Origin of the sequence: Brevibacillus brevis (assembly GCF_022026395.1) — a bacterium.
GTDB lineage: Bacteria > Bacillota > Bacilli > Brevibacillales > Brevibacillaceae > Brevibacillus.
Map to the genome: position 1 here is coordinate 1,066,077 of NZ_CP041767.1, position 20,862 is coordinate 1,086,938.

At 48.0% G+C, this 20,862-nt stretch carries 22 protein-coding genes, 1 pseudogene and 2 other annotated features; of the genes and pseudogenes, 15 read left to right on the forward strand and 8 right to left on the reverse strand.

The window, feature by feature from the left end:
- Window position 1: 1 nt before the first annotated feature.
- Both FO446_RS05425 and FO446_RS05430 read left to right on the forward strand, forming a co-directional pair.
- Entirely contained in the window at window positions 2-631 is a 630-nt protein-coding gene (locus FO446_RS05425) for a response regulator (RefSeq protein ID WP_007721557.1), read from the forward strand.
- 174 nt (window positions 632-805) lie between these two features.
- Window positions 806-1,630, forward strand: a complete 825-nt coding sequence (locus tag FO446_RS05430; RefSeq protein ID WP_173611387.1) for a bis(5'-nucleosyl)-tetraphosphatase PrpE — start codon at window positions 806-808, stop codon at window positions 1,628-1,630.
- 14 nt (window positions 1,631-1,644) lie between these two features.
- Here FO446_RS05430 and FO446_RS05435 read toward each other — a convergent pair whose 3' ends face one another.
- Entirely contained in the window at window positions 1,645-2,421 is a 777-nt protein-coding gene (locus FO446_RS05435) for an N-acetylmuramoyl-L-alanine amidase family protein (protein ID WP_232774580.1), read from the reverse strand.
- Window positions 2,422-2,581: 160 nt separating this feature from the next.
- On the opposite strand from FO446_RS05435, the gene FO446_RS05440 reads away from it, so the two are divergent.
- Together FO446_RS05440 and FO446_RS05445 are read left to right on the forward strand one after the other, a co-directional pair.
- Window positions 2,582-2,812, forward strand: a complete 231-nt coding sequence (locus FO446_RS05440; RefSeq protein WP_047073685.1) for a YneF family protein — start codon at window positions 2,582-2,584, stop codon at window positions 2,810-2,812.
- A gap of 21 nt (window positions 2,813-2,833) precedes the next feature.
- Window positions 2,834-3,013, forward strand: coding sequence for a hypothetical protein (locus tag FO446_RS05445; protein ID WP_232774581.1), 180 nt, complete (start codon window positions 2,834-2,836; stop codon window positions 3,011-3,013).
- A gap of 48 nt (window positions 3,014-3,061) precedes the next feature.
- Here FO446_RS05445 and FO446_RS05450 read toward each other — a convergent pair whose 3' ends face one another.
- Window positions 3,062-3,943: a LysR family transcriptional regulator gene (locus tag FO446_RS05450; protein WP_232774583.1), complete on the reverse strand. Its 882-nt coding sequence runs from the start codon at window positions 3,941-3,943 to the stop codon at window positions 3,062-3,064.
- Window positions 3,944-4,092: 149 nt separating this feature from the next.
- Here FO446_RS05450 and FO446_RS05455 point away from each other — a divergent pair, with 149 nt between their 5' ends.
- The 5 genes from FO446_RS05455 (at window position 4,093) to FO446_RS05475 (ending at window position 11,618) form a co-directional block, all read left to right on the forward strand.
- Window positions 4,093-5,460 (forward strand): MFS transporter, encoded by a 1,368-nt coding sequence (locus tag FO446_RS05455; protein ID WP_237900064.1) that lies wholly within the window; start codon window positions 4,093-4,095, stop codon window positions 5,458-5,460.
- A gap of 81 nt (window positions 5,461-5,541) precedes the next feature.
- Window positions 5,542-5,810, forward strand: a binding site (T-box leader).
- A 49-nt stretch (window positions 5,811-5,859) separates the two neighbouring features.
- Window positions 5,860-6,094, forward strand: a binding site (T-box leader).
- Window positions 6,095-6,158: 64 nt separating this feature from the next.
- The gene (locus tag FO446_RS05460; protein WP_232774587.1) at window positions 6,159-7,703 is read left to right on the forward strand and encodes a 2-isopropylmalate synthase; all 1,545 of its coding nucleotides are present in this window, start codon (window positions 6,159-6,161) and stop codon (window positions 7,701-7,703) included.
- A gap of 233 nt (window positions 7,704-7,936) precedes the next feature.
- A complete protein-coding gene (locus FO446_RS05465) occupies window positions 7,937-9,466 on the forward strand; it encodes a YcdB/YcdC domain-containing protein (RefSeq protein ID WP_237900065.1) in 1,530 nt (509 codons plus the stop codon).
- A 66-nt stretch (window positions 9,467-9,532) separates the two neighbouring features.
- Entirely contained in the window at window positions 9,533-10,090 is a 558-nt protein-coding gene (locus tag FO446_RS05470) for an RNA polymerase sigma factor (RefSeq protein ID WP_173611393.1), read from the forward strand.
- Window positions 10,059-11,618 (forward strand): hypothetical protein, encoded by a 1,560-nt coding sequence (locus FO446_RS05475; RefSeq protein ID WP_173611394.1) that lies wholly within the window; start codon window positions 10,059-10,061, stop codon window positions 11,616-11,618. Before FO446_RS05470 ends, FO446_RS05475 begins: the two co-directional genes overlap by 32 nt.
- Window positions 11,619-11,676: 58 nt before the next feature.
- On the opposite strand, the pseudogene FO446_RS05480 reads toward FO446_RS05475, so the two are convergent.
- A pseudogene (locus FO446_RS05480) lies at window positions 11,677-11,970 on the reverse strand (c-type cytochrome); the annotation flags it as partial.
- Window positions 11,971-12,513: 543 nt separating this feature from the next.
- Window positions 12,514-13,284 (reverse strand): sulfite exporter TauE/SafE family protein, encoded by a 771-nt coding sequence (locus FO446_RS05485; protein WP_047073690.1) that lies wholly within the window; start codon window positions 13,282-13,284, stop codon window positions 12,514-12,516.
- 191 nt (window positions 13,285-13,475) lie between these two features.
- Here FO446_RS05485 and FO446_RS05490 point away from each other — a divergent pair, with 191 nt between their 5' ends.
- The 4 genes from FO446_RS05490 to FO446_RS05505 all read left to right on the forward strand — a co-directional run bounded on the left by FO446_RS05490 (window position 13,476) and on the right by FO446_RS05505 (window position 16,457).
- Window positions 13,476-14,084, forward strand: coding sequence for a superoxide dismutase (locus FO446_RS05490; RefSeq protein ID WP_047073692.1), 609 nt, complete (start codon window positions 13,476-13,478; stop codon window positions 14,082-14,084).
- A gap of 172 nt (window positions 14,085-14,256) precedes the next feature.
- Window positions 14,257-15,051, forward strand: a complete 795-nt coding sequence (locus FO446_RS05495) for a dioxygenase family protein (RefSeq protein ID WP_221869248.1) — start codon at window positions 14,257-14,259, stop codon at window positions 15,049-15,051.
- Window positions 15,051-15,938, forward strand: coding sequence for an RNA polymerase sigma factor SigJ (gene sigJ, locus FO446_RS05500; protein ID WP_221869247.1), 888 nt, complete (start codon window positions 15,051-15,053; stop codon window positions 15,936-15,938). Before FO446_RS05495 ends, sigJ begins: the two co-directional genes overlap by 1 nt.
- A 72-nt stretch (window positions 15,939-16,010) precedes the next feature.
- Window positions 16,011-16,457 (forward strand): carboxymuconolactone decarboxylase family protein, encoded by a 447-nt coding sequence (locus FO446_RS05505; RefSeq protein WP_221869246.1) that lies wholly within the window; start codon window positions 16,011-16,013, stop codon window positions 16,455-16,457.
- A gap of 55 nt (window positions 16,458-16,512) precedes the next feature.
- Here FO446_RS05505 and FO446_RS05510 read toward each other — a convergent pair whose 3' ends face one another.
- Window positions 16,513-17,058 (reverse strand): pyridoxamine 5'-phosphate oxidase family protein, encoded by a 546-nt coding sequence (locus FO446_RS05510; RefSeq protein ID WP_221869245.1) that lies wholly within the window; start codon window positions 17,056-17,058, stop codon window positions 16,513-16,515.
- A gap of 141 nt (window positions 17,059-17,199) precedes the next feature.
- Window positions 17,200-18,189: a metal-dependent hydrolase gene (locus tag FO446_RS05515; RefSeq protein WP_173611399.1), complete on the reverse strand. Its 990-nt coding sequence runs from the start codon at window positions 18,187-18,189 to the stop codon at window positions 17,200-17,202.
- Between the two features lie 159 nt (window positions 18,190-18,348).
- Between FO446_RS05515 and FO446_RS05520 the strand changes: the two genes are divergently transcribed.
- Together FO446_RS05520 and mutY are read left to right on the forward strand one after the other, a co-directional pair.
- Window positions 18,349-18,639: an MFS transporter gene (locus FO446_RS05520; RefSeq protein WP_173611400.1), complete on the forward strand. Its 291-nt coding sequence runs from the start codon at window positions 18,349-18,351 to the stop codon at window positions 18,637-18,639.
- 21 nt (window positions 18,640-18,660) lie between these two features.
- On the forward strand, window positions 18,661-19,767 hold the full coding sequence (gene mutY / locus FO446_RS05525; protein ID WP_173611401.1) for an A/G-specific adenine glycosylase: 1,107 nt from the start codon (window positions 18,661-18,663) through the stop codon (window positions 19,765-19,767).
- A 40-nt stretch (window positions 19,768-19,807) separates the two neighbouring features.
- Here the strand turns inward: mutY and FO446_RS05530 are convergent, their stop codons facing one another.
- Both FO446_RS05530 and FO446_RS05535 read right to left on the reverse strand, forming a co-directional pair.
- Entirely contained in the window at window positions 19,808-20,500 is a 693-nt protein-coding gene (locus FO446_RS05530) for a Cof-type HAD-IIB family hydrolase (protein ID WP_330873253.1), read from the reverse strand.
- 84 nt (window positions 20,501-20,584) lie between these two features.
- On the reverse strand, window positions 20,585-20,743 hold the full coding sequence (locus FO446_RS05535; RefSeq protein WP_106654267.1) for a YrzI family protein: 159 nt from the start codon (window positions 20,741-20,743) through the stop codon (window positions 20,585-20,587).
- Between the last annotated feature and the right edge of the window lie 119 nt (window positions 20,744-20,862).

Here is a 20,862-nt window from a genome sequence, read left to right on the forward strand (position 1 = left end):
AGTGATTCGGGTACTTCTGGTAGATGATCACGAAATGGTTCGGATGGGTCTGGCTGCTTATTTGTCTACGGAGGACGATATTGAAGTCGTAGCAGAGGCAGGCAGTGGGGAAGAAGGGGTGCGAATGACGCAAGAGCTGCGCCCAGATGTTGTTCTGATGGATTTAGTCATGGAAGGCATCGGCGGTGTGGAAGCGACTCGGCGTATTCGTGAAAGCTGTCCATCCAGTAAGGTTATTGTCTTGACTAGCTTTATTGATGACGAAAAGGTATACCCGGTCATTGAAGCCGGGGCATTCAGCTACTTGCTGAAGACTTCGCGTGCAGCCGAGATTGCAAAGGCAATTCGCTCTGCTGCGGCGGGTGAGCCAGTTTTGGAATCGAGGGTAGCAGGAAAAATCATGGCCCGTTTCCGTCACGGTCAAGAGTCCCATCCCCATGAGCAGCTAACGCCGCGCGAGTTGGAGGTTTTGAAGCTAATCGGTCAGGGCAAGTCCAATCAGGAGATTGCTGATGAGCTCATTATCGGGATCAAAACGGTCAAGACTCATGTCAGCAACATTCTTGCCAAGCTGAACGTGGAGGATCGCACGCAAGCGGCCATTTACGTGCATACGCATAGCTTAGGTTAATCACATCGCATCATGTATAGGTAAACGCGCCAAATAGCTCCTCAGTAAACAGGGGCTCTTTCGCGCGTTTACTTGTTTAAACCGTTTTCTTGTACGCAAACCGTGAGTTTTTTTCGTAGATGTGGTAAAGATAGTAAGTAACGAATGAGAGATAACGGAAAGGAGGGCCGGGCTATGAGGCACAAACCTCAAACACGCTCCAAGGTGCTTTCGGCTGACAATGGTGTGGATATCGTTGGCGATGTTCACGGCTGTTACGACGAATTTATAGAATTGCTCAAACGCTTGGGATATGAACGAACCCCAGACGGTACATATCGCCATCCCCATGGCCGAAAGCTCCTTTCCCTCGGTGATATCACGAGTCGTGGACCTTACTCAATCAAAATGCTGCAATTTTTTCACCAACATGTCACGGCAGGCCTGGCTGAGATGGTAGATAGTAACCACGGGTGGAAAGTAGCTCGTTGGCTGGATGGTAGACCGGTAACATTGGCTCACGGAGATGAAAAAGTAGAAGAGGAAATTCGGCTGTATCAGCAAGAATATGGACCGAAGAAGGCCTCCTTGCTGCGTGAACAGAGCCGTAGATTGCTATTTTCTTCTCCTTCGCACATGATCATCAAACAAAATGAAAAAATAGTGGCGGTCGCCGTTCATGCGGGGATTCGCGACGATTACATAGGGATGGATTCGCCTGCGGTCTACACATTTTGCCGATATGGCGATGTGGCAGGGACGGGACCGGATGGGCGCCCGATCCGCAGAGAATGGGCAAAAGAACGAAAGGTGACTTCGCCCATAATCGTATGGGGACATGATCCGCATCCAGAGCCAAAACGAAAAAATGGCACCATCAACATCGACCAAGGATGTGTGTTCGGCGGAATGCTAACCGCCTACCGTTACCCAGAGGACGAACTGGTGAGTGTGCCAGCAAAAAGAAATTATTCGGGCTTAACGGATACGCCGCTGACCCGTTTTAAGGCAGACGATTAAACCGAGACGTTCTGTTACGTTTTGAGCTTTTCGAATAGTCGCTTCAGGATGACAGCCTGTGCCCAAAGTGGCAGAGGTTGGTCAGGCTTCTGACGCCATTGTTCATCGGTTAATAATCCTTGATCGTACAGCCAGTTGACGGCTTCCTGCTTCCAGTCAGCTCCGTTCCCAGGAGAAGTGGTGGGAACAAGGGTTGGTGCTACAGTCGGTTTCGGTGTAGAAGTAGGAGTCGCAGGGGGCTGATAGGGAAGTTTAGCGTACGTGCAAAATGCCCGGACTACGCCTTCCGCGAGATCTCGCCAATCCTGCTGTAGCTTATTTGCGTCCAATGCATTGTCGGCAAAGCCATACTCGACAATTACCGTCTCCACGCTGCCAGTCTCCCGGTGCATGAAGTAGTAATCAAGCCGCGGATTATCTGGCAGTGTCCGCGTAAAAATGCGTCGATTCGGCATCCCTTCCGCTGCCAGGGCATCCTGGATCAATTGGGGAAAGGTTGGGGAGCCGTAAATCGAGTAAAGGACCTCGGAGCCTCGGCCGCCACCTGAGTTAATATGGTTGGATATACAATAGCGAGCACCACTGTTTCGAACGAGAGCAGTCCGAGCCTCACTTGTCACAGTTACATCGGTTGTCCGTGTGATCGCAGCAGGAATATTTAGAGCCAAAAAGCGATTATATTGGTAGAGCGTTATTTGCAAATTCATATCTTTCTCGGTAAATTGCGTGTTGTTGCCACCGCCTGGGTCACTGCCACCGTGTCCAGCGTCCAGAATCACAATTGGAGCCATGTTGTTTCACCTCTTGCTATTAGAATATGCTTGAGACAAAGATATTGTTGAGGGCAGTGTTCTCATTTTCCAAGTTTTCTAATCACAATTTACAGAAGATAGCCCAACTATGGTACAATAAAAGAGTTCATAATTACGTATAGAGGATGGTAATGTATTGATGGCTTGGTACAACTGGGTAATTCCAATTGTCACATTGTTAATCGGTCTCGCTGGTGGATTTTATGGAGGGACTTATTTATTGAAAAAACAAATGTCCAACATGCAAATGGACGAAAAGCAGCTTCAAGCCATGGCCCGTTCAATGGGGATGAATCTTAACCAAAAGCAGCTCAAGCAAATGAGCCGTACGATGAAAAACATGAAAATGCCAAATAAATTCGGGAAGTAGCGTGAAAGGGAGTGTCGTTTGATGGGGGCGACCCGGCTGCGCTACACGATGATCGGTTTTATTGTCGGTGTGTTTATCGTGTATTTGAAAGACCTGCCGCTTGCTGAAGGAACTCGGTTTGCGGCCCCTTTTTACGGAGCGGGGATTGGACTGCTCATTGACGGCATTATTTTACGTTTGAAAAAAAGAAAACAAGAATAGAGGAGGAGCCTGGCGAATGATGCCAGGCTTTTTCTGTTGGAAAGGGGCTTATTTTTCAAGAGACTCTGCAAAATACTGGACGATAAAATCACAGAACTTGCGTGCAGCCAGGGAGAGATATCTTTTTTCGTGCCGAATCATTTGAAAATGTCGCTGGCAGATCGGGTGTTTGATCGGAAGCATGACAAGGTGTGGGTCTTGCTCTCGACTGATACAGCCGTAGAGGGCGATGCCAAGGCCTGCGCGGACGAGCTTTTGGATAGAGCCGGGATCATCTACCCGACAAGCGAATTTAGGGGTAATCCCTGCTTTTTGAAAGAACTGATCGTACAGCATTTGGATGGGAAAGTCCTCCTTGTAGCCGATAAAGGACTCCTCAGCCAAATCGCTTAGGCGAACACTGGTATGTTTGGCTAAGTGATGTGTGCGCGGGACAGCTACGTGAATATCTTCTTTCAATACGGGTGTAGTCAAAATATCCGGCAGCTTGATCGGCAAATGGGTGAAGCAAATATCCACTTCGCCTGACTCCAAAAGGAGTGCCATTTCTTCAATGGTGGCTTGCGTGATTTGGAAATGCACATCGGGATGGAGGGCGAGAAATTTGCCCAACGGTTCTGATAACAAATCCAAGGTCGACGTTGCCAGATGTATACGACCATGCTCCATTCCGGCCAGATCCGATACGACTTTTTGACCTTCCTCCAACAAGTTCAATGCTTTATCTACACGTTCCAAATACGCCTTTCCAAATGTATTCAGCCGAATACGTCCTCGCTCGCGGTCAAATAACGGAACCCCGACATCCTCTTCCAACCGAGCAATGGTCTTGCTGAGAGCAGGCTGAGCAATCCGCAGCTCTTGGGCGGCTTTCGTCATATGCTGCCACTTGGCCACTGTTCGGAAATAGTGCAATTGCAACAATTCCATTCGATTCAACTCCATATACTTAGGTATATCAACTGCATGTCAAAAGATATATTTTCGTTTATTTTAAAATCATTATAAACTACAACAAGTAAGGCAAACAATCACCTTCCCGGGAAGAAATCGGTGATAACGAGAGGTGTCTTTCCAATATGCAAACCGAATCACAACAACAATCTGCTGAAAAAGTTCTTCGCGTACTCGTGTTTACGCTCATGATGACAGTGATGAGTGCTACGATGTTCAATATCGTGTTACCGCAAATCAGGACAGAATTTCATTTATCTTTTAGCAAGGTTAGCTGGGTGACGTCTGCCTTTTTGTTAATCTATGCGGTTGGAACCGTGATGTACGGCAAGCTAGCCGATTCCTACAAGCTCAAACATTTGCTTACATTCGGACTGATTCTGTTTGCCATCGGCTCCCTTGTCGGATTTTTCGCCCATAATTATGGCATGGTGCTTTTGGGGAGAATTGTGCAGGCAGCAGGAGCTGCAGTTGTTCCGGCGACGTCTTCGATTATTCCGGTGCGTTATTTTCCCCCAGAGAGTAGGGGGCGAGCTTTAGGGATCTCTATGACCGGGATGGCAATCGGTAGCGCATTAGGTCCCGTTCTTTCGTCTTTGCTGGTCAGTCTGCTCGATTGGAGATGGCTGTTCTGTATGCCGTTGTTCACGCTCTTTGCCGTGCCTTTTTTCCGTAAGTATTTGGAGGAGGAGGAGCGGGAAGCTGTCAAAATGGACTGGATCGGCGGAGGGCTTCTCGCCATAACGATTACATTGCTTCTACTGGCTATTACGAATCAGAGCTTGCTGCTCGCACTCGGGTGCATCCTCTCATTCCTTCTGTTCTTGGTAAGGATTCGGACGACCGCAGAACCCTTTATTCGCCCTGACTTATTCCGGAGTAAACGCTACTCGCTCGGGCTGGTCATTGCCTTTTTGATGATAGGGAGTGGCTATTCGTTCGCTTTTCTTAGTCCGCAGTTGTTGGCCGATGTGAATCATCTGGCACCGGGGCTCATTGGCTTTGTCATGGTACCTGGGGCGATTGTGACCGCGTTCTTGGGGAAAAAGGCCGGGATTCTTGCAGATAAGAAAGGGAATTCGTATTTATTTTACACAGCGTCTGCGCTACTTTTGAGCAGCTTTGTCCTCTTCTCTTCCTTTGCGGGAGTGTCCCCGTTCTTCATTGCTGTTTTCCTGATTTTTGGCAATGTCGGACTATCGTTTATGATGATTTCGATGTCAAACGCAATCTCGCAGTCGCTACCAAAGGAACAGATCGGCGTCGGTATGGGACTGATGGCAATGCTGAACTTTATTGCAGGTGCACTTGCAGCTACTTTGTACGGCAAGTCGATTGATGGAGGAGCTGCTGTGAGCTGGAATCTGCTCAATAGCTATCCAGGAGCGTCGGTTTATAGCAATATTTACTCCGCTTTAGTGCTCGTGATACTGGGGCTCGCTTGCCTTTATTACAGACAGTTCGGCCGCAGCTCGGTGAGAGGGCTCAATTAATTGGATTAGTAAAATTATTTTTATTGCTAGCTTCCATTGACAACCAGATGTAAACCGAATAAAATTTCAAACAATAATAACAATAACGCGAAGAACGGGAACAGTAAGTGGTCTGATCTGTTTAGAGAGCTGCGGGACGGTGCAACGCAGTCAGAGAAACCATTGAAGCTCGCCCGGGAGCGGCAGGACTGAACAAGATGTAGCGCTGCATCGAGCAGTAAGTTCTGACGGTTAACCTCCGTGATCGGGTTGTGCTGGTCGATCAGGATCAGTACATGAGGTGGACTTCTGGCGAGCAGCTGGGGTCAACGAGAGTGGTACCGCGATAGACAAGGTCTGTCGTCTCTTCGATAGAGACGGCAGGCCTTTTTGATTTTCTGATTTTCACAACGACATAGAACAAACGCGAAGAACGGGAGCTAGTAAAGCGAATTTCTTGTCCAGAGAGCTGCGGGTAGGTGCGACGCAGTCAGGAAATGCTCGAATCTCACCCGGGAGCGGCTAGGTTGAAAACGTTCAGTAGACCTTGACGGATCGTCCCACGTCATCGGGACAGCGAGGTGGATTCTCTTTTGACAAAAGAGGGGATCAACGAGAGTGGTACCGCGGCAGCCAAAAGCCTGTCGTCTCTTGTATATGGAGACGCCGGGCTTTTTTTATTACGGTTAAAACGACTAAAAATTGAGGAGGCATTACCCATGACAAAACGAATCCATATTTTTGATACGACACTGCGTGACGGAGAGCAAGCGCCAGGAGCGTCTCTTTCGCCTGAGCAAAAAATCGTGATTGCAAAGCATTTGGCAGACCTCGGCGTGGATGTCATTGAACCGGGCTTCCCGATCTCCAGCCCCGGTGACTTCATGGCGGTACAACGTATTTCACAAGAGGTGCACGGCGTAGAAATCTGTGGCTTTGCTCGTGCGGTGAAGGAGGACATCGATGCTGCTGTCCGGGCTACACAGGCGGCAGAGCGACGCAGACTCCACATGTTCCTGTCATCCTCTAGTATTCATCTGGACTTCCAACTCCGCAAGTCGAGAGAGCAGGTGATAAAGATCGCCCGCGAAATGATTGCGTACGGCAAACAGTTTGTAGACCGGATCGAATTTTCCCCGATGGATGCGACTCGCACAGGCGATGAATTCCTGTTTGAGATGATCGAGGCAGCGATTGAAGAAGGCGCAACCATTATCAACATCCCCGATACGGTAGGGTACGCACTTCCAGAAGAGTATGGGGCTATGTTTACTCGTGTTATGAAAAACGTCCGTGGCAGCGACAAGGTAGAGTTCAGTGCACACTGCCACAATGACTTGGGACTCGCAGTTGCAAACAGTTTGGCAGCGATTCGAGCGGGGGTCACTCAAGTCGAGGTAACGGTCAACGGGGTCGGTGAGCGGGCAGGGAACTGCTCTTTGGAAGAGCTGGTGATGGCAATTGAGACGCGCAAAGAAGCGCTGGATGCCGAAACTGGCATCAGACCGGAGCACATTTACACCACTTCACAAAAGGTGAGCCGTGCCATGAGCTTCCCGATTGCTTTCAACAAACCAATTGTCGGTCGCAATGCCTTTCAGCACGAAGCGGGAATTCATCAGGACGGTCTCTTAAAAGAGCGCAGCACGTACGAAATCATGGACCCGGAGAGCTTGGGCGTTCCTCGCAACATGATCATTCTCGGAAAGCACTCCGGCCGTCATGCCATCAAGCACCGCGTAAACGAATTCGGGATACAGTTGACTGACGAACAGATGGAGGCCCTGTACGTCCAATTTAAAGAGCTGGCTGACAAGCAAAAAGTTGTCCAGGATCATCAATTGCTTGAACTGGTGGGACATACCGTGAACGCTGTACTGGAGCCATTCACACTGGTAAACGCTCAGGTGCTCACCGGCACATCCGGACATCGCATGGCTTCCTGCACGATTACGAACAATGTAACGGGAGAAGAACAAGCATACTCTGGCACCGGAGAAGGACCTGTTGAGGCATTGGTGGCAGGCATCAAGCAGGCACTGCCGTTCGACGTGGAGTTTACGGACATGGAGCTGTATTCATTGTCGTCGGGAGAGCATGCGACAGGTGAAGCGATCGTGACGGTCAGTGCCAACGGAAGTCATTTTAAAGGAGTTTCCGAGCATCGAGATGTACTGATGGCGGTCGCGCAGGCGTTTATGGCGGCGAGCAATCAGGCGGTACGTGATCATCAAGCAAAAACTGTAGCAGTCGGGGCTAGCTAAAAGCCAAACCATAAAAAGTCAGCCTGAAAACCTTGCTGTTTTACACCATAGCAAGGTTTTTTTGTATGTTTGTAACCATAGTTTGACCGGGGAAACCGATTGTTTGACGGATAGTCGCTGTTCAGATGATTGTCTTTTTGTGGAGGAAACTGGAAATCAAATGTAACCTTTTGTAAGCTCGTGCGAATAATGCAAATGAGAAGCAGGAAACAAATCTGAGGAGGAAAGAACAGATGAAAAAATGGAATCGGGCAGTTATGTCTGTCATGGCGGCAACTCTTCTGACAGCCACGCCAGCATGGGCGGCTCAAGCTGGGAAGACTTCAGCCAGCCATACGGGAGTGGTGGTGGATGCGACAGCGCAGGCCATGGCCCAAAAAACAATCGACAAGCTGTCAGAGCTACTGCCATATATGAAAGAGCTCACTGTTCAGAAAATGGACATAGGAGAAACAAGCGATGTTGTAATGGTAGAACGAAAAAAGGGAGACGGCAAAAAAAAACCCGTGATGGATATTTATCTGGACAAGAAGACAGGGGACATCAACAGCTTTGGTTATGAGACAGATGAACCGGATGACAAGGAGCTTCCGTTGGACGTCCAGAAGGAAAAAGCGGATGCATTTTTGAAAGCTTTACTGGGAGACGCTGCGAAGATGTACCAATATAATCCGCAAAAGTCAGAGCAATTGGGCGGTCCCGCATATCGGTTAGTCATAAACGGGGTTCCGCATCATGATGAAAAAATGTCTTTGGGTCTGAATGGGAATGGGGAGGTCGTCTCTCTGATCAGCAACGTTGGGCAGATCTCCAAGCAGATTGATCCTGCTTCCCTTCCGAAACCAGAAGAAGCGATGTCTTTAGAAGAGGCAGAAAAAGCAGTCGTAGGACTGATGACACCCGTTTATCGTTCGAATAAAGACCGCAGTGGCTTGATGTTGACCTATCAAGTCTCCTGGTCCGGATTCTTGGATGCCAAGTCGGGTAAATCAGTCGAGACCGAACATGCGAGATTTTACCGAGAACCCAATCTTTCAGCTCCTGCTATTCCAGTTTCGCCGCAGGGCCAAAAGTTGACTGCAAAGGATAAGGATGAAGCTGCGAGCCATTTGAAAAATCTTCTTGGCTTTGACACAACCGGAGCTACTTTTACTGAAAAGGTCCCCGAAAATAAGCCAAATGGGGATGTGAAGGAGTTTCAATGGAAAAAAGGGGATCAAGTCGCCAGCGTACGGGTAAAAACAACGAATGGTCAAGTCGTTGCTCTGTATTTGGAAGACGATTCTAAAGAGCCTAGCAAGAAGGTATCCATCGAAGAAGCTCAAAAGACAGCCCTGCAAGTGCTACAAACTTATTTGCATACCGATACAAAAGCTGTGACAATGGACAAGGATTTTCGACTGAAGCAATCCGATCATTACATCTTCAATTATTTCAACACGATAAATGGCATCCCGGTTGAGGATCAATCCTATAGGGTTGAGATTAACAGTGAGACAGGCAAACTCATGGGCCTGTTTGGAGAATTCGATCCCAGCGCAGTCACTTATCCCGATCTGGCCAAGGCAGTCTCACCAGAGAAAGCTGCCAAAGAGTATCTGAAGCATCATCCATTGGAACTGATGTACTATGCTCCAGTCATAGACCGTGAAAGTTCGGAGTCCACGATACTGGTTTACAAGCCACAAGAGAATGACTATATGTTAGAGTACGTAGACGCCCTGACTGGGGAGTCTATCCAAAACCCAAGAAAGAAGAAATAAGGGAGTGCCGTGCTTGCTTTCAATTATGGAGCAAGCACACTTGTTTTGTGTAAAGGAGGGAAGCAGATGTATGGGAGCTATGAAGAGCGGATTCAGGATCTTGTCGAAACCTATTATCAGGACATCTATTATTTCCTCTATCACTTTATCGGGAACAGAAACGACGCGGAAGATATTACCCAAGAAGTATTTACACGGGTGTTGCAGGCATTGCCTCGGTATGACGGAAGAGTGCAGATAAAAACATGGATATTTTCCATTGCCAAACATGCTGCCATTGATCTTTATCGACGCAAAAAATTCCAGAGAATATTCGCGGATATTTGGTTTAAAGAGCTTCCAGCCAAGGATGGCTTGCCAGAAGAGATTTATATGGAAAAGGAGCGAGACCGCCAGCTTAGAGATGCGATTCTCTCGCTTCCTCCCAAGTATCGCATGGTTGTGATTTTACGTTCTATTGAGGGGCACAGCGTGAAAGAGACAGCAGAGCTCCTGGGTATCTCTGAGTCCAAAGCCAAGGTAGACTATCATCGGGCCATCAAACTCGTTCAACAAAAAATGGAGGAAAGGGGACGGAAGGAGGGGGGAGCACATGTATTGGAAAGACGTAGATATCCTACATGAGAGAATGAAAGAATTGAATCAATATGCTCCAAAACCGCAAATGGAAGCAAAGGAACGGCTAAGAGTGGCTTTAGCGGCAAAAGCAAGGAAAATGGATCAGCAGTCAATCGCCAGCAATCGAATGATCAAAAGTGTTCAGGCTGTTGCCTTTTTTCTGTTGGTTGCCTGGGGAGCTTCACTCGCTCTTCCTTCAACTGACGTAGAAGAACCAAGGCACTCGTCACCAGAACAGTTGTCTCCTCCGAGTTTTGAACCGATGACTGTTACAAAAATAGCTCCTGAAAATACCAAGGAAAGTGTACCGGTACCTCCTGCGGTTGGGGTGAAAAAAGAACAGATAGCGGGGCCAGAAAAACGAGTCACTACAAAAGAGTCGAGAATAGGAGAGAAATCTTCTAAGGAGAGCTCTGCTAAGACAACAACGGCTCCCTACAGCAAAACGACCTCGACTACCCTGCATGACCAAGCAGCTGCCTATCTCAAACAAATGGTTGGACAGGATAGTCGCTCCTACCAGTTTGTAGATTCCTTGTCGGATACAAAGCAAAAGCAATTTGTCTTTGCGCGTACCGTAAACGGGATTCCGTTCATCAATGATCACTACATCGTGATGCTAGATGAAGCCAACAACGGAAAATCTGTACTTGCTAGCCAGATTCAGATAAGAGAAAGAAATGAACAAACCTTTCCTGATCCATCCCGTACGATTTCTAAAGTAGAGGCGGAGTCCATTCTAGCCGACGTCATGTCGCTTTTCTATTCAGACACGCAGAACATCAGCTACAATCCTGACCTGATGGGTTTTGTAGATGCCAAAGATGGTCAATTGATTGGAGTCGAGAGGGAATATAACCAATTGCGTGGCAAGAATTACAAGGTGAGTGGCGTTGGAACGAGAATGATTGCTATGAATAAAGAAGAGGCCATGAGAATATTGGAAACGAATTTTGATTTCACGGTAGAAGGAGAAAGCTTGTGGAAAGTGGAGGGCGACAAGGGTACGACTACCTATCATTGGAAGGTGGGTAAGAACAGTTCTGTTTCTCTTCAGGCGAACGATTTGACAGGTGAGGTCACTGGATTCGAGTATGTGAATCCGCCAACATCTCCTTCTGCTGAAGCGAAGGATGCTACTGTTGTGACCGATACAGCCGTTTCATTCCTTCAAAAATATCTGGATTCCGAAACTACGGGGCTACAAGTGATCAAAGTTGAACTCTATTCACCTACATACCACATCTATTTCAAAGCTCTGTCTGGAAAAAAGCGTCAGGAGAATCATGTACAAGGGTACACAGTTGACATCGACTCCAAAACCGGAAAGGTGATCGGCTTTCAGAAGGATTTATCCAGCAACACTTCAAGTGCGCAGACTGACGAGCAAGAGATGCACCCAGAAAAAGCAGCGAGAGCCTACTTGAAAAACCATCCTGTAGAGCTGGCTTATATATGGGTGAAAGGCCAAGAGACCCCTTCGCTAGTCTATGTGCCTTTGGAACCAAAGGCAATGGCGAGCTATCTTGATTAAACAAACGGTGCAGGATAAGAATGCGTCATTATCTCCAGTGCGGGACGAATCACACATGCTAGCCGAAAAAGGTCCCCTTTGTACAGGTGACCTTTTTCGCTATGCGCGTATCATTTTTCATGAGCCAGGGTCGATTTGTAGCGATGTAAGTAAGATGAGCGACCATTGCCCGCATTTCATCACTGTTGTATGGCAATGGTTTACCATTCATGCATCGTTGAAAAAAGCCGTTGATCCGATCCTCAATTGTCAGTACCTTGTCAGAGCGGGCGATGTACTGCGGATAGACGGTGGTAACTCCTGTCAATGACGAGGTCGAATCCAGCCCGGCATTGCCATGGCAGCTTGAGTAGGAGAGTTTGTTATCACTTGCTTATGGCTGTAGTGGGGAGAAGAATATTTCCAGTCTAGGCTCCAGGCTCCGTCCTGCTAGGGGTTAAGACTGCCCGCTCCGAAGTGATTCGCGGGGAAACGCAAAAGTGGTAGCCGCTTCGTAGCGCGAGCACGTTGCGTTTCTGTTGCCCGCGAATCACTTCGGAGCTCGGTAGGACTCCACAAGTCGCTACGTCTGGAAATATTCTTCTCTGTCGTAACTGATGATATTTCTTCATTCATATAAATCTTTAAAAGCTCGTTTAAACATGGAAAGCTCGTAGAGGAAACAGGAGAAATAAGCGAAGATCTTAGGGACACCGACCGAGACTCCATGCAAAAAGCGAAACACGGTCTTAAGCGTCCACCTCTGAAAAACTTCCTGAATGGACTACTTTGGACGCGGTTTCGCTTTTTGCATGGAGTCGGGCAGTCAATCCCCCAGGGGGTGGCCCTAGAAGCTGAGCGTTTTCTCCTGTTTCCTCCCCACCACTACAGCAGCGTACAAGTAGGGCTTTTTAATTCAAGCAGTAAAAATCAACTCATACACCATCTTCACGATCAAAGTAATGGATACGACCAAAAATAACGGACGAACATAACGTACCCCCGTTTTGATAGCCATTTTGGCTCCAAGGTTCGCACCCAACAGCATCGCGATCCCCATGATGAGACCAGTCATGAAGACGACCTTGCCCTCCATTGTGAAGACAAAAAGCGCTGAAATGTTACTGGCCAGATTCAAAATTCGGCCATTGCCGGCTGCAATCACAAAATCATAGCCAAACAAAAGCACCATCAGAAAAACAAAGAATGAACCGGTTCCAGGCCCGAAAAATCCATCGTAAAATCCGATTAAAAAGGTAAAAGGAATCCCGATGCCGAGCGTGAATTTGGTCAGTCCTTTGTAGTTGGAATCTTGACCGAAACGCTTGTTGAAAAGGGTGTAAACAAAAATAAGTGCCATCATAATAACGACAAGGATCTTCAAAAACTCCTGAGGAACGAACAGAACTGTTTTCGCCCCGAAATAAGCACCGATCAGCGAGACAGGAAATAAGATCAGCATGAGCTTCTTGTCAAATTTACCGCTCTTGATAAAGGTGTAGGAGCTGGTGGCAGATGAAATCGTGCCAGCCAATTTGTTCGTGCCAAGAGCAAGATACGGGGGCATTCCTAGACCAAGCAGGGCGGGGAGGGAGATGAGTCCACCTCCACCAACAGTACTGTCGATGAATGCTGCAACGAATCCAAAGACGGCGAGAAGTACGATCGTTGATAAGTCCATTTCCACTAGATATCACCTGATTCTATTCGTTTGTAATAATCCAAGTCTAGCACGCTCCTTTTCGTTTGCAAGATAGAAATCTTTGAAATAATAAATAGATTAATATACTTTGCATACCGATTTGTTGAAAAACTTTTTACCTTGCAGTATAATGAACTCGTAAGCTTGACCTACATAATTTGAGGAGGAATGTTACAATGGCACATCAACTTCCTGCATTGCCTTATGCACACAACGCTTTGGAACCACATATCGACGCGCAAACCATGGAAATCCACCACGGACGCCACCATGCTACTTATGTTAACAACCTGAATGCAGCTCTGGAAGCACACGCAGACCTGCAAGGTAAAACTGTAGAAGAGCTCATCAGCAATCTGGATGCTCTGCCTGAGTCCATCCGCACTGCTGTTCGCAACAACGGTGGAGGCCATGCTAACCACACACTGTTCTGGGAAATCATGAGCCCGAATGGTGGCGGCGCACCAACTGGTGAACTGGCTGACGCAATCAACGCGGCTTTCGGAAGCTTTGACAACTTCAAAGCAGAATTTGCAAAAGCAGCTACTACTCGTTTCGGTTCCGGATGGGCTTGGTTGACTGCAGAAGGCGGAAAAGTAGCAATCAGCTCTACTCCTAACCAAGACAGCCCAATCATGGAAGGTAAAACACCTATCCTTGGTCTGGACGTTTGGGAGCATGCTTACTACCTGAACTACCAAAACAAACGCCCTGACTACATCGGCGCGTTCTGGAATGTTGTAAACTGGGATGAAGTTAGCAAGCGTTTCGCAGCAGCGAAGTAATTGTAACTTTACCAGCCAAAAGGCTTGTCGTTCTTTAGGAGCGGCAAGCTTTTTTTGTTCAGAGCAAAGAAACGGCATCGATTCTGGATACACTTGTAACCGAGATGATTATGCGATATAATACTTACAAAAAGTAACTAAGTTTAAAAAGTATAGAGGAGAGTGTACGCATATGATGCCGTCTTTTTTCATTGCACATGGTGCCCCGTTACTTGCCATAGAAAACAACGCCTATACAGAAGCACTGAACCAATTGCCTAGCCTGCTTCCACGCAAGCCGCGTGCTATCGTCATATTTTCCGCTCACTGGGAAGCACATGATCAAATGGTGGGAACGATGGACACCTTCCCGACTATTCACGATTTTGGCGGTTTCCCGCAAGCGTTATACGAAATCGAGTACCCGGCAAAAGGAGAGCGTGAAGTAGCGGATGAGACCATCCGACTTCTTCAGGAAGCTGGTATTCCTGTCGCTCTGAACACGACGAGAGGCTTGGACCATGGACACTGGGTTGTTTTGCGCCATATTTATCCGGATGCAGACATTCCTGTTGTTGCTTTATCAGTTAATCCGAACCTGACTGTAAAGGAGCAATACCAGATCGGCAAAGCACTCAGTCCCCTACGCGAAAAAGACGTTCTGATCCTCGGCAGTGGCGGAACTGTCCATAATTTTTCCTATATGAACCCGAGAGAGTCCGATGGTGCTACCTTTGAGTGGGCGGAGCAATTCGAAGACTGGCTGCAAACAACCTTGACTGACTGGAATGTCGAGGATCTCGCCAACTATCGCGAGCTTGCTCCACATGCCGAAAAAGCTGTTCCCGCGTATGGAACCGAGCATTTTGTTCCGCTTGTGTACGTCATGGGAGCTGCTGACGATGAACGTACAGCGAAGCGCCTGCATATGAGCATCCGCTATGGAAGTCTCAGTCACACCCTTTGGCAGTTTGGTGATTCGAAATAATGACCGTGCACATGGAGGATGTTTATCGGGAGTATAAATCATTACTGTTTTCCCTTGCTTACCGGATGACGGGCTCGGTAACGGAAGCGGAGGACATTGTTCAGGATACATTTCTTGCATTGGCAGGTACCGACATCCAAGACATTCACCATGTGAAAAGCTATCTGTGCAAAGCTGTGACCAATCGCTGTCTGGACTTATTAAAATCTGCCCGTTGGAAGCGGGAGCAATATGTAGGGGAATGGCTGCCAGAGCCGATGCTGGACGCTTCGGAAACCAATGATCCCTTGCATACGGTGATTGCCGAAGAAGCAGTCTCATATGGCTTGCTTGTTCTCTTGGAGAATTTACCGTCGACACTACGGGCCGTTTTTGTGCTCCGAACAGCACTCGGCTACGAATACAGTGAAATTGCCACGATGCTCGAAATGACCGAAGTAAATTGCCGGAAGAAGTTTAGCCTCGCAAGAAAAAAGCTGGCTGAAGCAGGATATCAGGCGATCATCCCTCAGTCGAATCGGATTTCGAGCCTGGTAGAGCAGCTAATGCAGGCCATCTCCAAGTCAGATGCGAAGGCATTGATCGGCCTTTTGACAAAAGATGCTGTGTTTGTCAGCGATGGTGGCGGGAAAGTCCGTGCGGCTATTCATCCCGTCTTCTCAGACGAGCGGATTACGGCCTTCTGGATGGGGGTATGGCCAAGGTGGGCTTCTCATGCTACCATGCAAATTCGCTCGATCAATGGCCAGGATGGAATCGCTGTCTACTCCGAAGGTCAGCTGAAAGCGATCATGCAGATCACAATGAATGAAGAAGATCGCATTGAAAGTTTGTACATGATAGTCAATCCAGATAAGCTTGCCCATTTGCAAAAAGAAAATGGATGATTCGTCACAAGAACGATACTTCACTCGTCTTTGAGGTTGAAAGCAAATTCGAGTGGAGAGGAAAGATGAATCATGCAAGCTAGAATCAATCATCGTACAGTGAATCCCGAAGCGTATCAAACCATGCTCAAGCTGGAAAAATTCGTGAATGAAAGCGGCTTGGACAAAAAACTGATTGAGATGATCAAAATTCGTGCTTCCCAAATCAATGGCTGCGCCTTTTGCATGGATATGCATACGCAAGATGCGCGCAAGCTCGGTGAGACAGAGCAACGAATTTATTTGCTCAGTGTATGGAGAGAATCAGCGGTTTACACAGAGGCAGAGCGGGCCGTCCTTGCTTTGACAGAAGCTGTCACGGTCATTACAGCTAACGGTGTTTCAGAAGAGCTCTACCAGCAGGTTCGCGAGCATTTTGACGAGAACCAGTACGTTGCCTTGATTATGGCGATCAATACGATCAACAGCTGGAACCGAATCGCGATTTCGACAGGAATGAGTGCTCCATATAATAAGTAAAGATCAGTCAAGCAAAAGACACGCCTCTTATAAAAGGAGCGTGTCTTTTTTCGGGCTATACATCCATTCCGATTTTTCTGCCCGGATAGAACTGTTTCTCTTCGGAAAGGGGATTACCTTTGGCAGTTAGCGCGGTAGGCGTAATCCGGAAGATGGCGGTTGTACTGCCCATCGAAGAACGATACTTGATGACATGCTGCAAAGGCAACGGTTCTGAATAATAGCCGGGTACGTACTTGTCGATCATGGATTGCATCGCATCGCGCATCTCTTCAGGTTCGGAAACACGCTCAATGGTCCCAGCGATAAACACACTCATGTAAGCCGTATCGATATGGGCAGGCACAGGCGAGGCGATTGTGCCGTACTCCTCGCAAACACTGAAACATACGCGGTTGTTGCCATTGATCATTTCGATCTTTCTGCCAGAATCCGCGCCGTGAAAATAAATACAGCCATTCCACCAAGCAAAATTCAAAGGCAGGATGTACGGCTCGATTTCATTGGACAAGCCGAGATGGCCGACCTTTGCCACTTGCAAAAACTGGTCAATTTGCTCCTGATCAGTGATGGTACGCTTGGAATAACGAATTGGTATCATGTCGAGTCCCCCAGTCTGTCGTTGTTATTTTGATCGTAATGGGTATTTGACTAGGAGAACAGGTGCAATTTTGGTGAAAATGAGCGGGTCAGATGACAAAAAATAACCGCCCTCTACTGACAGGGGCGGCAGTCTCGTCGATTACGAGCGTTTTGAATCCAATTTTTTGGTAAGCTGTTCTTCTCCGCGGTGGATCCAACCGACGAAGGAATCACGGATGGTCAGGTCAAAGTTGAGGTAGACCACGGCGACGAACATGTAGTGACTTTTCCCTTGAAAACGCGAGCGGTAGCGTAGATCAATCCATTTGACCTCGTAGCCAAAGGAGCGCTCCTTTGTTTCTACGTGCACATGATGGGTAAAAGCAAGAAAGGACTGGACTTTGTAACTTTTCTTGGCTGCCGCAATCCGCTCATTTTCCGGTTTGATGGAGAAGGTGTCCAAGATGACGACGTCTCCCGAAATGACTTCACCTACATACCAATGCTGGTCTGTCTTGGCGACGAAGGTCCAATACGTCCAGGAAAGAGTAGGAATGATGGTGAAAGTACCAGCTTTGCCGATTCGCTGACGAACCAGCTCGGTCGTTCGTCTTTGCACCTGACAACGCCAGTAGTAGTACCCGGCAATGATCACGTATATCCATAAAAAGACGTGTCCAGGATGCGCACCTGCTGCCCATAGCATAAAGCCGACGAGATGAGCAGCGAAAATGAACGGATCGAAAATGAAAATGGCGTTGAGCGCCACCCATTTGTCGCGAAACGGGTACAGGCCCTTTGTGCCATAGGAATTGAACAAATCAACGAATACGTGTAAACAGACGGCCAGGAATATCCAGCCGAGCAAATGCAGCCAATGGTGCTGTGGCATTATGGCCTGGATGAGAACGAAAATGGCTCCAGTCCAGAGAAATAAAGCGGGAACCGAGTGAGAAACGCCTCGGTGGTTGCGAATGTAGGCAGCGGTACCACGAAGGCGGACTAAGCCATCCAAATCAGGTGCCTGCGAGCCAATGACCGTTCCAATCATGACGGCCATTGCAAGTGACGGAGTAGAAGCTACGACAGGATCAAGATAGGCGAGCCCGGCCAATCCAAAGCCCATGGCAAAATGTGTGGCTGTATCCATGGAATCGTTGTCTTCCTCCCTTCCTTCCACTTTTATTGTTTATTATAGCGTTTGCCTAAGGTTAATTCCCGCCCGTTCTGAAAATATTTGTGTGCTTGTTCGCACGGGGTGGGAAGGGTATGATGAAAGCGTTGAATCGGTAAAGGAGGAACATGTCGCATGCTAACGGTTTTCATTGAATATAAGCTGGATACTGAAAAACGAAGTCACGCTCTGAGATTGCTCACCAAGATGGCTGAGCGAATGGAAGCGATGGGTGCACGTCAGTATCGCTCAATGGAGGGCTTGGATCAGCCCGGTCTGTTTGTCGAAACGTTTGAGGTCGAGACTGTTCACGTATACGAAGAAATCAAGGCAAACCGATTGGCAGACCAAGACTTTTGCGACTGTATTTCCGGCGGAGCTGCGAAACTGCATGTGTGGGCGTTTCGTCCCGCGGAACTGGGTTGAAAAGGAGTAGAAGAAAAGGAAATGGCAAGAAAAAAAGAAAGCTTGAAATATACACTTCCTGAACAATTTCATGTGTTTGGCTTTGCACAGGATTTGCTGGCCTGGTACGACTCACAAAAGCGGGATTTGCCTTGGCGGATCAACAAAGACCCCTATCGCATCTGGGTATCGGAGATCATGCTTCAGCAAACACGCGTAGAGACCGTTAAACCTTATTATGCGAATTTCATGGAGAAATTTCCGACGGTGAGTGATTTAGCGAAAGCGCCCGAGGATGATGTCTTAAAAGCGTGGGAAGGACTCGGTTATTACTCCCGCGCGCGCAATCTTCAAGCCGCAGCCCGCGAGGTAACGGTTCGCTATGGAGGAGTTGTGCCGGATACACCAGAAGAGATCGCTACACTAAAAGGTGTCGGGCCGTATACAGCAGGTGCCATTCTTAGCATTGCCTATGAAAAGGCGGAGCCGGCTGTGGATGGAAATGTTATGCGTGTTTTTTCACGCCTGCTGTATTTAACCGATGACATTGCCAAGCCTGCCACAAGAATCAAAATCGAGCATCTCGTACGCCAGGTCATTCCAGAGGGAAGAGCGGGAGATTTTAATCAGGCTTTAATGGAGCTGGGAGCGATGGTTTGTGTGCCGCGCACTCCGCAATGCTTGACCTGTCCGGTGTTTGACTACTGTATGGCGCGTCAGGAGGGAGTGGCAGAAGAGCTGCCGGTCAAAGGCAAAGCCAAACCTCCACGTCCTGTTGATCTGCAAGTAGGCATTATCGTTCGCGACGGCAAAGTCTTGATGAACAAGCGTCCCGATCAGGGGCTTCTCGCTGGCATGTGGGAATTCCCTACTGTTGAAACTGAACAGGAAAGTGATGCTGCCAAGCAGGAGGCACTTGCAGTTGGTTTGCGTGAACGATTCGGAATCGATGTAGAAGTCATGCAGCCGCTGGGTACGGTTCAGCACATCTTCTCCCATTTGCAGTGGAACATGCAAGTATGGTCCTGTGACTGGATCGAAGGGGAAGAGCTCTCCGCTCATGCAAGATACGTAGCTTGGGAGGAATTAGATGCTTACACCATCCCGATGGCGCATCAAAAAATTCGCGAACTATTGGGACAAAAATAACAAGTAGGCAAAGCTGTCGGGCATTTCTCGGCAGCTTTTTTTATTTTATCAGTCCGATATAACGCAAGCCGTGAGATATCCCGCCATCATCGACGTGTCGCGTTACGTAATTGGCATACGGCAATAAAGCTTTATGCGCATTGCCCATCGCGATCCCCATCCCGACATAAGAGAGCATTTCTTTGTCATTCAGACCGTCTCCAAAAGCAACTGCCTTGCTTGGCGCAAGCCCGATATGCGAGAGGAGCGCTTCAATACCAAGCGCTTTGGAACCGCCTTTCGCAAAAACATCTATACAATACTCATGCCAGCGTATAAACGAGAGAGCGGGAATCTCTTCTCTGTACCGCTGTTCATGCGCATCTGGCGTAAACAACAGCGCCTGATAAATATTTTCAGAATAGGCGAAGTCCGCATTGTGATCGGGGGAATCAAGCTTCAATTGCTGAAAGGTCCAATCCAAATAAGGATGCTGCTGATGGGTAGAAAAGCCCGCCGTACTGCCTTGAAACACGATGGGATGGTCGTGCTGGGCCGCGATCTGTTGCAATTGATCGAGTGTTTTTGGCGGGATGGGGCGATCATAAATGGTTTTTCCTTGATAGACGACATATGCGCCATTGCAACTGACATACGAGTCGATGCCGCACTGCTGGGCAAGCTTGTCAAAATAATAATGAGCTCTGCCTGTTGCTAAGACGACCTCGATCTTGTTTCTTTGCAGCTCTTGAATGGCCTAAAGCTTCGAGAGAGGGGGAGAGGAGTGGAAAATAAAAAGATCATGCCCCCGCAGACATGATCTTGGTAAAACCGTTTTTTATCGAATCAAAAACTCTGGAAATTGTGTCACGATCTGATGCTTTTGTTCTTCCATGCGTTTCAGCGCTTGCTGTTGCATGTATTTTGCTTCAATTTGCTTCGGTGTCAATTTTCGTTTCTCAATAATGATCGTGAAGAAAATCATTGGAATGTACATGAGTGTATCCCTCCCATCCCGTTAGTTTGGTGCAGTCAGCTACCATCTATCGCTTTGACTCCTGTAAACCTCATCATCTGACGCCGTTGTTTGTTTTTCATACCAAAATCCCTCCCGTA

Bases quoted from the DNA above. Each gene is read 5' to 3' on its own strand.
- FO446_RS05430 (WP_173611387.1), top strand. From the start codon at position 806: ATGAGGCACAAACCTCAAACACGCTCCAAGGTGCTTTCGGCTGACAAT.
- FO446_RS05435 (WP_232774580.1), bottom strand. From the start codon at position 2,421: ATGGCTCCAATTGTGATTCTGGACGCTGGACACGGTGGCAGTGACCCA.
- FO446_RS05440 (WP_047073685.1), top strand. From the start codon at position 2,582: ATGGCTTGGTACAACTGGGTAATTCCAATTGTCACATTGTTAATCGGT.
- FO446_RS05445 (WP_232774581.1), top strand. From the start codon at position 2,834: ATGGGGGCGACCCGGCTGCGCTACACGATGATCGGTTTTATTGTCGGT.
- FO446_RS05450 (WP_232774583.1), bottom strand. From the start codon at position 3,943: ATGGAATTGTTGCAATTGCACTATTTCCGAACAGTGGCCAAGTGGCAG.
- FO446_RS05455 (WP_237900064.1), top strand. From the start codon at position 4,093: ATGCAAACCGAATCACAACAACAATCTGCTGAAAAAGTTCTTCGCGTA.
- FO446_RS05460 (WP_232774587.1), top strand. From the start codon at position 6,159: ATGACAAAACGAATCCATATTTTTGATACGACACTGCGTGACGGAGAG.
- FO446_RS05465 (WP_237900065.1), top strand. From the start codon at position 7,937: ATGAAAAAATGGAATCGGGCAGTTATGTCTGTCATGGCGGCAACTCTT.
- FO446_RS05470 (WP_173611393.1), top strand. From the start codon at position 9,533: ATGTATGGGAGCTATGAAGAGCGGATTCAGGATCTTGTCGAAACCTAT.
- FO446_RS05475 (WP_173611394.1), top strand. From the start codon at position 10,059: ATGTATTGGAAAGACGTAGATATCCTACATGAGAGAATGAAAGAATTG.
- FO446_RS05490 (WP_047073692.1), top strand. From the start codon at position 13,476: ATGGCACATCAACTTCCTGCATTGCCTTATGCACACAACGCTTTGGAA.
- FO446_RS05495 (WP_221869248.1), top strand. From the start codon at position 14,257: ATGATGCCGTCTTTTTTCATTGCACATGGTGCCCCGTTACTTGCCATA.
- sigJ (WP_221869247.1), top strand. From the start codon at position 15,051: ATGACCGTGCACATGGAGGATGTTTATCGGGAGTATAAATCATTACTG.
- FO446_RS05505 (WP_221869246.1), top strand. From the start codon at position 16,011: ATGCAAGCTAGAATCAATCATCGTACAGTGAATCCCGAAGCGTATCAA.
- FO446_RS05510 (WP_221869245.1), bottom strand. From the start codon at position 17,058: ATGATACCAATTCGTTATTCCAAGCGTACCATCACTGATCAGGAGCAA.
- FO446_RS05515 (WP_173611399.1), bottom strand. From the start codon at position 18,189: ATGGATACAGCCACACATTTTGCCATGGGCTTTGGATTGGCCGGGCTC.
- FO446_RS05520 (WP_173611400.1), top strand. From the start codon at position 18,349: ATGCTAACGGTTTTCATTGAATATAAGCTGGATACTGAAAAACGAAGT.
- mutY (WP_173611401.1), top strand. From the start codon at position 18,661: ATGGCAAGAAAAAAAGAAAGCTTGAAATATACACTTCCTGAACAATTT.
- FO446_RS05535 (WP_106654267.1), bottom strand. From the start codon at position 20,743: ATGTACATTCCAATGATTTTCTTCACGATCATTATTGAGAAACGAAAA.